We start from the raw sequence: 13,240 nt of genomic DNA on the forward strand, positions 1-13,240 counted from the left end.
ACTATCCTGCCCCGTTAGCACAACAAGAAGCCGCCAAAATGACAGCTCTGATCTTCAACTTTAGCACCTATTAGTTAAAAAATGAAAAGGACAAACAATTAAAAGACAGGCTATTTGCTTAGGACAACTTCCTCCCATTATACATACGATGCAGTGTAGTTAATAACTTAAAGGGGAGAATATTTTATATGGGCAAAAACCTCACGAAATATTTTCAAGATAGAATAATCAAGGTTGATCGAGGCGGACCAGAATCCAGAATTGGGATGTTAATGGATGCAAGTGAAGATTATCTCTGCCTTCTCACGGAAGATGATGGGCTCGTCTACCACAAAACTCAACATATTAAAAGTTTTACAGATAATCTGAAAGAGCAGTTTAAATTCGACGTTGATGTTCCGAAGGATTTCGAATTTAAAAAAGCTAAAAATTTCAAAGACCTGCTTAAATCATTGGTATATCGTTGGGTAAATATCAATCGTGGCAGTACTGAGACGGTAGAGGGGGTACTCTGTGAGGTAAAAAATGATTTAGTTCATTTGGTCAATAATGGGGAAATCATTCGCATTGCCATGTCCCACATTAAAAATGTTAGTTATGGAGTAAAAATTGAAAAGGCTAAATCGGAAAAACATGAGTCACGTCAAAAATCAAACGATAAGAGTAAAAATAACAATAATAACACCAATAGCAGCCCTAAGAGAACTTCACAAAAATTACGTCAAAAATCAAACGATAAGAGTAAAAATAACAACAATAATACCTATTGTAGCCCTCAGGTAACTTCGCAAATATTATGTCAAGAATCAAACGTTGAGAGTGAAAATAACAACAATAACACCTATTGTAGCCCTCAGGGAACTTCCCAAATATTACGTCAAGAATCAAACGTTGAGAGTGAAAATAACAACAATAACACCAATAATAGCCCTCAGGGAACTTCGCAAATATTACGTCAAGAATCAAACGTTGAGAGTGAAAATAACAACAATAACACCAATAATAGTCTTCAGGGAACTTCGCAAATATTACGTCAAGAATCAAACGTTGAGAGTGAAAATAACAACAATAACACCAATAATAGCTCTCAGGGAACTTCGGAAAAATTAAGTCAAAAATCAAACGATGAGAATGAAAATAACAACAATAACACCAATAGTAGCGCTCAGGGAACTTCCCAAATATTACGTCAAGAATCAAACGTTGAGAGTGAAAATAACAACAATAACACCAATAGTATCCCTCAGGGAACTTCCCAATTATTACATCAAGGTTCAAACGATGAGAGTGAAAATAACAACAATAACACCAATAATAGCAATCAGGGAACTTCCCAAATATTACATCAAGAATCAAACGTTGAGAGTGAAAATAACAACAATAACACCAATAGTATCCCTCAGGGAATTTCCCAAATATTACGTCAAGAATCAAACGTTGAGAGTGAAAATAACAACAATAACACCTATTGTAGCCCTCAGGGAACTTCCCAAATATTACGTCAAGAATCAAACGTTGAGAGTGAAAATAACAACAATAACACCAATAATAGCCCTCAGGGAACTTCGCAAAAAACATCTATTGAAAATGAACTTGATATGTCAGCTCTTTTATTCTCATTATTCTCATTGAGAAAGATTTTACGAAGATTAAATTTTTAAAGTTTCTCACTCATAGTCGTTCGCAAGTAGTTGAAAATGAAGGGACACTGTCAACAAAAACGCTTGATAGTATCCACTCATTAAATAAGTTACTTCTTCATGAAATTTTGTTTTTGCCCAAGCCGTTTTAGTTTTAATAATATTTAGTGCGAGTGTCAATTTTCACACTTTCCTCTAATTGAAGCGTCTAACGCTTCTTTTTTTATTTCTTCTTTTTGACTAATAAGACATAAAGAGACTTGCAGCACAAAATCATGCTGCACCACAGAGAATGAAAAAGACAAACAATTTAAAGACAGGCCATTTGCTTAGGACAAGTTCCTCCCGTTATACATATGATGAAATGTAATTAAATAACTTAAAGGGGAGATTTTTTATATGAGTGAAAACCTAATGAAATATTTTAAAGATACAGTAATCAAGGTTAATCGAGACGGATCGGAATCCAAAATTGGGAAGTTATTGGCTGAAAGAGACGATTATATCGTCGTTCTTACAGAAGAAGATGGAGTTGTTTATTACAAAACTCAACACATTAAAAGTTTTACAGAAAATATGAAAGGGAAGTGGGAATTCGACGCTGAAATTCCTGAGAATTTTAAAAATGCTGAGAAATTCAAAGACCTACTTAAATCATTGAAATATCATTGGGTAAAAATTAATCGTGGGGGTTCTGAAATGGTTAAGGGGGTACTTTGTGAGGTAAAAGATGATTTTGTTCATTTGGTCGCTAATGAGGAACTCGTTCGCATTCCCATGTTCTACATTAATAATGTTAGTTATAGGAGTAAAAATTAAAAAGCTGAATCCGAAGAACCTAAGTCACGAGGACATGAGTCACGTTAATAAGGTTATAGCCCTCATACCCATTGGTATGAGAGCTTTTTCTATCCTCGATTGACCCATTTGATAGATTTCCGATATAAAAAGGCAAGTATTATATAGATGACAACTACGATAGCCGCAGTCGATAATCTTTCTTGTAATACCCCGTCTGCATATAAAACAGGACCAAGTCCGAAAAATGTAACAAGTGCGATGAGAATAATAAATACGGCGTGTAATAAAATTTTCAATACATTCACCCCCATATTCGTTCCTTTTATATTAGACGAAATAAATTAACCCGTTGTTACACGGATATCCTTATAGCAAAAAAAGGGCTTTGATTTCCAAAGCCCTTCTTTTATTAGTATTTAATTAATGTATACTTCTTTTTACCTCTTCTAATAATCGTAAACTTTCCTTCAATTCGATCGGATTCAGCTAAGATATAAGCGTTGTCCGTAATTTTTTCACCATTAACAGTAACTGCACCATTTGAGATGTCTTCACGTGCTTGACGCTTGGATGGGGAAATTTTCGCCGCAACCAAAAGATCGACCAAATTCTCCTCATTTTGTGAAGTATAAGCTGGTACATCTTTAAAGCCCTGCTCGATTTCCGCACCTGAAAGACTTCTTACATCCCCGCTAAATAACGCCTGGGAAATTTTGATGGCCTGTTGCAAGGAATCTTCACCGTGAATCAAACGAGTCAGTTCTTCAGCTAATACCTTTTGTGCCTTACGAAGATGCGGCTCTTCCTGAACAGCTTTTTCTAATTGTTCAATTTCCTCGTGCGAAAGGAATGTGAAAATCTTTAAGTATTTCACCACATCTGCATCAGCCGTATTAATCCAGAACTGGTAGAACTCGTATGGGGTAGTTTTTTCAGGATCTAACCAAACGGCACCGCTTTCCGTTTTTCCAAACTTTGTACCATCTGCTTTTGTCACAAGCGGAATGGTTAACCCATATGCCTTCGAGCTTTCTGGCTGAACTTTGCGGATTAATTCCAATCCTGAAGTTATGTTCCCCCACTGGTCACTTCCGCCAATTTGTAATTTACAGTTGTGATGCTCATATAAATGAAGGAAATCCATCGCTTGTAAAATAGTATAAGTGAATTCTGTAAACGAAATACCCGTCTCAAGCCTTGATGCAATGGTATCCTTCGCCAGCATGTAATTGACACCGATATGCTTGCCGATATCACGCAAGAAGGTAACGACATCCATTGAGCCTGCCCAATCATAGTTATTAACCATGATCGCCCCGTTTTCACCTTCAAATTCGAAAATAGATTCAAGTTGCTTTTTGATACCTGCTACATTATCCTGCACTGTTTCTAATGTTAACAGCTTTCGTTCTTCACTTTTACCACTTGGATCTCCAATCAAGCCTGTCGCTCCTCCGACTAACACAATCGGACGATGTCCATGCTGCTGAAATCTTCTAAGAGTTAAAAATGGCAGCAAATGGCCGATATGCATACTATCTGCGGTTGGGTCAACACCGCAATATAAAGAAATTTGCTCCTTGCCTAATGTATCCTTTAAACCTTCTGCATCCGTCTGCTGATAGATAATTCCTCTCCATGCCAAATCCTGTAATAAATCCATCCTATTCCCTCCCATTTGGTAAAAAAATAAAAACGCCCCTGCAAAAATGCAGGGACGTAAATTTACGCGGTACCACCCAGCTTGAGGAAAATTCCTCCAACTCAAAAAATTAACGGTTTAGGCCGTTCTCCGCTACTAAAAATCAGGTTTCACAGAGAAAGCTCAGGGGAGTAATTCACTCTTCTATATGTATCAGCTCGCACCACCGCTGACTCTCTAAAAACAGGGATAGAAGAACTACAGTTGGTTCCCTTCACAGCTTTTTATAAAATTAATGTATAGCTTTTTTTACCATATATAAAGCTCCTTGTCAAACCCAACTGGAAATTTCAGATAAATGTAGAAGTTTGTCAGTTTTTAAACCTTTGGTATGCTATAATGTACTTGATTTTAGATGAGGTGATACTATAGATGGTTGAAAAATTACAAGCATGGATAGAAAAAGCAAAATCCTTACTGAACATATTTACCCATAGAAAAACGGTTAAACGTGCACGAATCACATATCAAGTAGTTTGGAATCTGTTACTCCTTGTATTAACAGTCGTCATTCTTGGCGGATCATTTGCCACAGGTGTTGGTGCTGGTTATTTTGCTTCACTTGTAAAAGATGAACCTGTTCGATCGTATGACAGCATGAAAAAAGATATTTATAACTATACGGAAACTTCTGAGTTATATTTTTCGGATAATGTTTATCTTGGTAAACTTCACACCGACTTGGAACGGGAAGAAGTAAAATTGGACGATGTATCAAATGATTTAGTCAATGCGGTAGTTGCAACTGAAGACGAATACTTTTACAAGCATAAAGGTGTTGTCCCAAAAGCTGTATTTCGGGCCGTTTTTCAGGAAGTGACAAATTCTGCAGTTCAATCCGGCGGTAGTACCTTAACACAGCAATTAATAAAAAATCAAATCTTAACAAATGAGGTCTCGTTTCAAAGGAAAGCCAATGAAATCTTACTTGCTCTTCGTTTAGAGAAATTTTTTGATAAAAAAGAAATTCTTGAAGCTTATCTTAATGTGTCTACCTTAGGAAGAAATTCGTCTGGACGAAACATTGCTGGTGTCCAAGCAGCGGCAAAAGGGATCTTTGGTAAAAAGGCGAGTGATTTAACACTTCCGCAAGCCGCTTTCATTGCAGGGTTGCCTCAAAGCCCGTTTGGATATACCCCTTTTACACGGGAAGGGACGATAAAAGAACCGCAATATCTCGAACCAGGTCTCACACGGATGAAAACCGTCCTAAAGAGAATGTTTGACGGTGGCTATATTAACGAGCATGAATATGCGCAAGCCTCTGCCTACGATATTAAAAAGGATTTTATCAAACCGGTCGCAAACCCACTGGAAAAATACCCATGGTTAACAGTCGAAATTGAAAAGCGTTCGATTGAAGTCCTGACTACTGTCTTAGCAAAAAATGATGGGATTTCAGAGGAAGAGTTAAAAAACGATGACAATCTTGCTTATAAATATCAAATATTAGCTCGAAATGCTTTGCGTCAAAATGGATACAAGATTCATTCGACGATAGACAAAAACATATACGATGCGATGCAAAAGGTTAAGGATAATTATCAATATTACGGACCCGATAAGCCTCAAGAAAAAAAGGATCCTGAAACAGGAGAAATAAAAACAGTTATGGAACCTGCGGAGGTTGGGGCGGAACTGATCGAAAACAAGACTGGAAAAATTATCAGTTTTGTCGCTGGAAGGAATTATGACGATCAACAGCTTAATCACGCAACCAGTGCCATCAGACAAAACGGTTCTACCATGAAACCACTTCTTGTCTATGCACCAGCGATTGAGTTAGGAAAAGCAGCTCCGGGAACACCGCTGCCAAATGTAGCGTTAAGTCTTGCTCCCGGCAGAAGTGATCCTTGGCCGCAAAACTATGACTATCGGTACAGTGGACTGGTTTCAGCAAGATATGCATTGGCGAAATCCTATAACGTACCAGCGGTTAAGCTTTACAAGAGTATCGTTGATCAACGTCCCGCCAAGTATCTTGAAAAAATGGGATTTACTTCTTTAAGAAAAGATGATTATACCAATCTAGCTACTTCGATTGGATCGATGACAAATGGGGTAACCATCGAAGAAAATACGAACGCATTTAGTACCTTTGCTAATGATGGAAAATTTATTGATGCCTATATGATTGATAAAATTGTCGATAAAAACGGCAAGGTTATCTATCAGCACGAAGTGAAGCCTGTTAATGTCTTTAAGCCGCAAACAGCCTATTTAACGATTGATATGATGCGTGACGTGGTAAAGATGGGAACGGCAGCAGGAGTTAGAAGCAAACTAAATTTCAGTGCGGACTGGGCTGGGAAAACGGGGACAGGAAATCAATATATTGACTCTTGGTTCGTTGCTTCAAACCCTAATGTCACCTTTGGTCTGTGGAGAGGGTATGATACACCAAAATCGCTCCAGACATCCGGTATGTCTTATAGTTCACGGACCAATAACTTATGGGCTCAGTTAATGAACGCTGCCTATAAAATTAAACCTGATCTAATTGCTCCAAAGACGTCATTTAAAATGCCAAAAGGAATCGTACAACGTTCTTATTGTGCAGTTTCCGGAATGCTTCCTTCCGAGGCATGTTCAAAAGCAGGATTAATCGAAACAGATTACTTTAATGTCAATAATGTACCAACAAGAGTTGATGATAGCTTAATTGAAGGAAAATTTGTTATGGTTGGCGACAAAAAATATTTGGCCTTGGATTCTACACCAAAAGAGTTTGCCCAATTTGGTCTCATTTTAAATCCTGATTTTATCAAACGCATTGTTGGAAGTAACTTCCATAATTATAGACAACTAATTCCACAGAAGGAGCGCTGGGGGAAAATTCTCGTATCAAGTGCAAAAATGTACGATAACGGGAAGAACCCTGACAGTGTCGTCTTAAAAGTAGAAGGAAATACATTAACATGGTCAGCATCTGGTGATAATGATGTTGTCGGTTACCGCGTCTATCAAGGTGGATTAGTTTCAGCAAAAGTAGGCAGTGTGATCAATGGCTCAAATCGATCATTTCAAGCTGGCACTGGTACCTATTATGTAACGGCGGTCGATATTGCTGGTAGAGAGTCTGCCCCCTCGAATCTGGTTGAGGCTGGAGTAATAGTAACACCACCACCTGTAGATCCAACTAAACCTGCAGTACCGAAAGACCCTGCTAAACCTGGTGTACCGAATGGCCCTGCTAAACCTGGTGTACCGAATGGCCCTGCTAAACCTGGTGTACCGAATGGCCCTAATGTTCCAACTAAACCGACTGAGCCAACAAAAACACCGTAAATATTTAAAACCGCACCGATAGTTGGTGCGGTTTTTTCTGTTTTTAGAACACTAAAAAGCCAGGCATCTAGCCTGGCTCAAGTCATTTTCTTTTCCCATAATGGAAATCCGGTCTTTAATCTTCCATTGTAGAAAGGTCACCTGTTGGCAGGTTTAGTTCCCATGCCTTTAACACACGTCTCATGATTTTCCCGCTTCTTGTTTTCGGCAGCTTATCACGGAAATCAATTTCCCTTGGTGCTGCATGAGCGGCAAGACCTCTTTTCACAAATTGCCTGATTTCTTCTTTTAGTTCGTCCGTTGGAGCATAGCCGTCTCTGAGTGCAATGAAGGCTTTAATGATTTCACCACGAACTGGGTCTGGTTTACCGATGACACCGGCTTCAGCGACGGCAGGATGCTCGACTAGCTTGCTTTCTACTTCAAACGGTCCTACGCGCTCCCCTGAGGTCATAATAACGTCATCGACACGGCCCTGGAACCAGAAATAGCCCTCTTCATCCATGTAAGCAGAATCGCCTGAAACGTACCAATCGCCTGGCATAAAGTATGATTCATATTTCTCTGGATTATTCCAAATTGTATTCATCATGGAAGGCCAGCCTTTTTTAATCGCGAGGTTCCCCATCCGATACGGCGGAAGTTCATTCCCTTGATTGTCAACAATCGCTGCTTCTACACCTGGAATCGGTTTCCCCATTGAACCGGGTTTAATTTCCATACAAGGATAGTTACTAATCAATTGCGCACCAGTTTCTGTCATCCACCAGTTATCATGAATTCGCTTATTGAATACCTTTGCCCCCCATTTAACAACTTCAGGGTTTAATGGTTCCCCGACGCTTAGAACATGGCGTAGACTGCTTAGGTCAAATTTCTTAACCAATTCATCACCTGCACCCATTAACATTCGGAATGCCGTAGGAGCACTGTACCAAACGGTTACACCAAAGTCCTCAATCATTTGATACCAGGATTCTGGACTAAATCGACCTCCGACAATCACATTCGAAGACCCTGTTAACCATGGCCCAAAGATACCGTAAGAAGTACCGGTTACCCAGCCTGGGTCAGCAGTACACCAATAAACATCATCCTCTTTTAGATCGAGCACCCATTTAGCTGTTTGGTAATGCTGAAGCATGGCATTATGTACATGCAATACACCTTTTGGTTTTCCTGTTGAGCCTGATGTGTAGTGCAGGATCAAGCCGTCCGTTCTGTCAACCCATTCAATTCGAAGATCCTTGCTTGCGGCTTCAAATTTTTTCAAAAAGTCAATATATCGGCCTTGTTCATCAACATTATTACCGATAAGGAAAATATGCTTCAGTGCAGGCAGGTCTTGAACAGGCACCCGGTCCAACAATTCAGGTGTCGTGACTAAAACTTTCGCTTCACTGTCTTGCAGACGGTCCCTGACAGCCCCTTCCATGAATGCTTCAAATAAAGGACCAACAATAGCTCCAAGCTTGATTGCACCCAAAACGGTAAAGTAAAGTTCTGGAGAGCGCGGCATAAAAATAAATACACGGTCACCTTTTTCTACATCCCCGTAAGTTTTTAACACATTGCCCGCTTTGTTTGATAGATCTTTCATTTCTTTAAAGGTGTACTTCTCATTTCTTGAACCATCACGATAGTATAGTGCAACTTTATTTTTCCGGAAGGTTTTCGCGTGACGGTCAATGGCCTCATACGCCATATTGACAAGCCCCGTTTCACTCCATGTAAATTCCTTTTCTGTTTCCTTCCAGTCGAAATGCTTGTACATTTCTTGATAATTACCTAGATTATGATCCCCTTGCACAACTGGCAACGCTTCCACTTTCATTCAATCTCCCCCTTTGACTTTATTTAAAATTATTATAGTACAAATAATAACTATTCACAATTTTTAAAAAAGTACTATATTATTATTCTTTTATATTTATACATAAAATGTCAATATTTTTTTACTATAAGACAGAAAATTTTGTGAAGTCACTTTTCTGTAATAGATTTTATGTATAATAGAATTATAATTAGAAAGATTTTTCCAGGGTAGGTGACCGTATGGAACACAAAAAGACATACAATGCCAAACAATTAAAAACACCTCACGGGTCTATAATTGTTGAAGGGCCTATTACTTCAGATAAACTTGCTGGCTATGAATTTCACGAAGACCTCACTGCCTTCCGCCCTCCTGCACAGCAGCATCAGGCTTTAATTGGTATTGCAGAGCTTCCAGAAGGTAGAATTATTATTGCAAGGGACAGAAACACCATAGTCGGATATGTTACTTTCCTATATCCTGACCCGCTTGAACGATGGTCAGAAGGCAAAATGGATAATTTAATCGAATTAGGTGCCATCGAGGTGATTCCTCAATTTAGGGGATGTGCAGTCGGGAAAAGCCTATTAATTGTCTCCATGATGGATGATGCGATGGAAGATTATCTTACCATAACAACAGAGTACTATTGGCACTGGGATTTAAAGGGTACCAAACTAAATGTGTGGGAGTATCGGAAGATCATGGAAAAAATGATGAATGCGGGCGGCCTTGAGTGGTATGCAACCGATGATCCTGAAATTTGTTCACACCCTGCTAATTGTCTCATGGCTAGGATGGGAAAAAGAATCGATATGGAAACCATCCAAAAATTTGACCGTCTCAGATTTATGAACCGGTTTATGTATTAATCATTTTACTGATATTTGGGTAAGGAGGATTTTCTTATGATTGTAGAACAAATCATGAAAATAGATGTTGCAGTACTTCTACCAACAGATACCATTGCGGATGCAATCCAATTAATGGAGTCAAGAAAAATCCGCCATATTCCTATAATTAATGATGAGAAACATTTAGTTGGTCTTGTCACTGTTTCGAAAATACATGAGGCAACTCCATCTATTTTTCATGCCAATGAGCATCCAGAGGATATGAAAAAGCCACTTGAGGCGATTATGGAACGGAATGTCATTACAGGCCATCCTCTTGATTTCGTCGAGGAAGTGGCAGGTCTCTTCTATGAGCATAAAATCAGTTGTCTGCCGATCATAAATAACCGGGAATTGGTTGGAATTTTGACCGAAACAGATTTGCTGCGGACATTGGTTGAATTAACAGGGGCCCATCAGCCAGGATCACAAATTGAAATTAAGATCCCTAATCTTGCGGGTAAACTCAGTGAAATCACTGCTGTTATTAAGAACCGGAAAGCAAATATATTGAGTGTATTAGTTTACCCTGATAAAACAGATGAGCAATATAAAATCCTTGTGATAAGATTGCAAACTATGAATCCCACTATATTAATTCAAGAACTTAAACAGGCTGGCTTTCATGTATTATGGCCAAACCTTCCGGGGATTTCAATATGAGCGATAAGTGTTCCTTTATTTTTTCAGACGAGCTGCTGAAATATAAATTTAGCAATCAGCATCCTTTTGACCAATTCCGGCTTAAGTTAACAGTAGACCTATTAGAGAAGATTAATGCTCTTAATCCAGACGATGTCATCCCGCCCAGAATGGCATCCATGGAAGAGTTAGCTTTAATACACGACCTAAGTTACATAGAAGCAGTGAAAAAGGCGGGAAATGGCCAATTGTCACAAGATATAGCAGAAAACTATGGTCTTGGGACGGAAGACACTCCTATATTCCCTAACATGCATGAAGCAAGCGCCTCACTTGTTGGGGGGACATTAACGGCCGTCGATCAGGTTATGACTGGAAAGGCACTTCACGCTCTTCATCTTGGCGGAGGATTGCATCACGGATTCAGAGGAAAAGCATCTGGATTTTGTGTTTATAATGATAGCTCGGTCGCCATCAAATATCTTCAGGAAAAATATAATGCTCGTGTCTTATATGTGGACACCGATGCACATCATGGAGATGGGGTTCAATGGTCCTTTTATGATGATCCAAATGTATGTACCCTGTCGATCCATGAGACAGGAAGATATTTATTTCCAGGTACAGGCAATGTAAATGAGCGCGGTCAAGGGTTAGGCTATGGCTATTCCTTTAACATCCCCGTTGATGCCTTTACCGAAGATGAATCGTGGCTGCAGGCCTACACACATGCGTTTAGAGAAGTGGCTGAGTTTTTTAAACCGGATGTGATTCTAACCCAAAATGGTGCAGACTCCCATTATTTGGACCCTTTAACACACCTTTCTTCAACAATGAAAATCTATCGAGAGATACCAAGGCTTGCACATGAAATTGCCCATCAGTATTGTAACGGGAAGTGGATTGCTGTCGGCGGCGGCGGTTATGATATCTGGAGGGTAGTTCCAAGAGCATGGTCCTTTATTTGGCTGGAAATGACAGAAAACTCAAACTGTTATGGCAGTTTACCTAAGGAGTGGTTAGCTTCCTGGCAGAAGGAATCTCCTGTATCGTTACCAACGGAATGGGACGATCCAGAAAACCTATATACTCCCATCCCTAGAAAAGCAGAAATTACCGAAAAGAATTTATTAACCCTCGAAAAGTCACTTTATCCGATTCGAAGTCAGCAAAAGAGCGAATCCGTATAAAAAAGTGGGGTGGCCAACATGTGGCCACCCCATTATTTTATTTTGTTGATTGTCGGTGTTCAATCCGATGTGGGAGAACCACAATTTGATCTGACACCTGTTCTTTGTTCATTAATTTGGTTAAGAGCCGCATTGCAACCGCGCCAATATCATATAATGGCTGAACAATGGTTGTTAGCTGCGGGCGCACCATTAGTGATAGCCTTGTATTGTCAGATGTGATTACCTCAAAATCTTCAGGGATCTTATAGCCTTTGTCCTCTGCACCATGGACAACGCCTAGTGCCATCTCATCAGAACCCACTAAGATGGCTGTAGGTCGGTCTGCCACTTCAAGTAATTTTTCTATCGCTTCAATCCCAGAATCGTACGTATAATCTCCTTCAACCACAAGTTCTTCATTATAAGGAATACCGGAATCTTGTAATGCCCTTTGATACCCTCTCAACTTCTTAAACGTATTTTTAGGTTCATGAAGTGGTCCAACTACAAAGGCAATATTCTTATGACCTTTTTCTATAAATTCCTTGATTGAGTCATATACCGCTTCTTCATAATCAATATTTACAGATGGAATCTTGTTTGATTCTTCAATCGATCCTGCCAACACAATCGGTACCGGTGATTTTTCAAATTCCTCGACATGTTCGGCTGTAATATTACCACCCATGAAGACTAATCCATCCACTTGTTTACCGAGCATCGTATTAAGCAAATGTAATTCTTTATCTTTGTTTTGGTCGGAATTACTTAAAATGATATTGTACTTATACATCGTTGCAATATCTTCAATCCCACGGGCTAATTCGGCAAAAAAGATATTTGAAATATCTGGAATAATAACTCCAACTGTAGTAGTTTTTTTGCTTGCCAATCCTCTAGCGACAGCATTTGGACGGTAGCCTAATCTGTCAATAACTTCTAACACCTTTTTGCGGGTCACTGGCTTTACATTCGGATTTCCGTTAACCACACGGGAAACGGTTGCCATTGAAACATTGGCTTCTCTTGCTACATCATAAATAGTAATATTCACTTAACACACTCTCCTAAAACGAACATCGTTTTCTTTATTTTACATCAGCTTGTATAAACTTAAACATTTAGTTTTTGTTTTTGTTTGTGAGAACGTAAACAATCTTTAATATGTATTTAATGATACGACAAGAAGATTAAAGCCGCAATTGCATTTGTCAACATTTTTTGCTAAATAGCTAAATATTATCAAAAAAACCTCCTGCAAAGGAGTTGCAGAAGGTTTTTCATAA

The 13,240-nt window shown here is 39.1% G+C and carries 10 protein-coding genes and 1 other annotated feature; of the genes, 6 read left to right on the top strand and 4 right to left on the bottom strand.

Annotated features, from left to right (window positions below; all coding sequences use genetic code 11):
* Positions 1 to 188: 188 nt before the first annotated feature.
* A complete protein-coding gene (locus CCK98_RS35635; RefSeq protein WP_179195930.1) occupies positions 189 to 1,661 on the top strand; it encodes a hypothetical protein in 1,473 nt (490 codons plus the stop codon).
* A 378-nt stretch (positions 1,662 to 2,039) separates the two neighbouring features.
* Entirely contained in the window at positions 2,040 to 2,459 is a 420-nt protein-coding gene (locus tag CCK98_RS26100; RefSeq protein WP_088089268.1) for a hypothetical protein, read from the top strand.
* 89 nt (positions 2,460 to 2,548) lie between these two features.
* On the opposite strand, the gene CCK98_RS26105 is transcribed toward CCK98_RS26100, so the two are convergent.
* Positions 2,549 to 2,737 carry a hypothetical protein gene (locus tag CCK98_RS26105; RefSeq protein WP_088089269.1) on the bottom strand — a complete coding sequence of 63 codons (189 nt, stop codon included), beginning with the start codon at positions 2,735 to 2,737 and terminating at the stop codon, positions 2,549 to 2,551.
* A gap of 113 nt (positions 2,738 to 2,850) precedes the next feature.
* Entirely contained in the window at positions 2,851 to 4,104 is a 1,254-nt protein-coding gene (tyrS, locus tag CCK98_RS26110) for a tyrosine--tRNA ligase (RefSeq protein ID WP_088089270.1), read from the bottom strand.
* Positions 4,105 to 4,151: 47 nt separating this feature from the next.
* Positions 4,152 to 4,370: a binding site (T-box leader), on the bottom strand.
* A gap of 145 nt (positions 4,371 to 4,515) precedes the next feature.
* Between tyrS and CCK98_RS26115 the strand changes: the two genes are divergently transcribed.
* Positions 4,516 to 7,431: a transglycosylase domain-containing protein gene (locus tag CCK98_RS26115; RefSeq protein ID WP_088089271.1), complete on the top strand. Its 2,916-nt coding sequence runs from the start codon at positions 4,516 to 4,518 to the stop codon at positions 7,429 to 7,431.
* 115 nt (positions 7,432 to 7,546) lie between these two features.
* On the opposite strand, the gene acsA is transcribed toward CCK98_RS26115, so the two are convergent.
* Positions 7,547 to 9,265: an acetate--CoA ligase gene (gene acsA / locus CCK98_RS26120; protein WP_088089272.1), complete on the bottom strand. Its 1,719-nt coding sequence runs from the start codon at positions 9,263 to 9,265 to the stop codon at positions 7,547 to 7,549.
* A gap of 221 nt (positions 9,266 to 9,486) precedes the next feature.
* Between acsA and CCK98_RS26125 the strand changes: the two genes are divergently transcribed.
* From CCK98_RS26125 to CCK98_RS26135, 3 genes are read left to right on the top strand one after another with little or no spacing between them, the layout of a single operon-like run.
* On the top strand, positions 9,487 to 10,119 hold the full coding sequence (locus tag CCK98_RS26125) for a GNAT family N-acetyltransferase (RefSeq protein ID WP_088089273.1): 633 nt from the start codon (positions 9,487 to 9,489) through the stop codon (positions 10,117 to 10,119).
* 36 nt (positions 10,120 to 10,155) lie between these two features.
* Complete coding sequence (locus tag CCK98_RS26130; protein WP_088089274.1) at positions 10,156 to 10,803, top strand: acetoin utilization AcuB family protein; 648 nt, start codon at positions 10,156 to 10,158, stop codon at positions 10,801 to 10,803.
* Complete coding sequence (locus CCK98_RS26135; RefSeq protein WP_088089275.1) at positions 10,800 to 11,972, top strand: acetoin utilization protein AcuC; 1,173 nt, start codon at positions 10,800 to 10,802, stop codon at positions 11,970 to 11,972. The genes CCK98_RS26130 and CCK98_RS26135 overlap by 4 nt, the downstream gene beginning before the upstream one ends.
* Before the next feature lie 37 nt (positions 11,973 to 12,009).
* Here the strand turns inward: CCK98_RS26135 and ccpA are convergent, their stop codons facing one another.
* Positions 12,010 to 13,008, bottom strand: coding sequence for a catabolite control protein A (ccpA, locus tag CCK98_RS26140; RefSeq protein WP_088089276.1), 999 nt, complete (start codon positions 13,006 to 13,008; stop codon positions 12,010 to 12,012).
* Between the last annotated feature and the right edge of the window lie 232 nt (positions 13,009 to 13,240).

It is taken from the genome of Bacillus sp. OV166 (assembly GCF_900177675.1).
GTDB lineage: Bacteria > Bacillota > Bacilli > Bacillales > Cytobacillaceae > Neobacillus.

Excerpts from the sequence above, each read along its gene's own strand:
- CCK98_RS26115 (WP_088089271.1), top strand. The coding sequence starts at position 4,516 with ATGGTTGAAAAATTACAAGCATGGATAGAAAAAGCAAAATCCTTACTG.
- CCK98_RS26135 (WP_088089275.1), top strand. The coding sequence starts at position 10,800 with ATGAGCGATAAGTGTTCCTTTATTTTTTCAGACGAGCTGCTGAAATAT.
- acsA (WP_088089272.1), bottom strand. The coding sequence starts at position 9,265 with ATGAAAGTGGAAGCGTTGCCAGTTGTGCAAGGGGATCATAATCTAGGT.
- tyrS (WP_088089270.1), bottom strand. The coding sequence starts at position 4,104 with ATGGATTTATTACAGGATTTGGCATGGAGAGGAATTATCTATCAGCAG.
- CCK98_RS26100 (WP_088089268.1), top strand. The coding sequence starts at position 2,040 with ATGAGTGAAAACCTAATGAAATATTTTAAAGATACAGTAATCAAGGTT.
- CCK98_RS26130 (WP_088089274.1), top strand. The coding sequence starts at position 10,156 with ATGATTGTAGAACAAATCATGAAAATAGATGTTGCAGTACTTCTACCA.
- CCK98_RS35635 (WP_179195930.1), top strand. The coding sequence starts at position 189 with ATGGGCAAAAACCTCACGAAATATTTTCAAGATAGAATAATCAAGGTT.
- CCK98_RS26125 (WP_088089273.1), top strand. The coding sequence starts at position 9,487 with ATGGAACACAAAAAGACATACAATGCCAAACAATTAAAAACACCTCAC.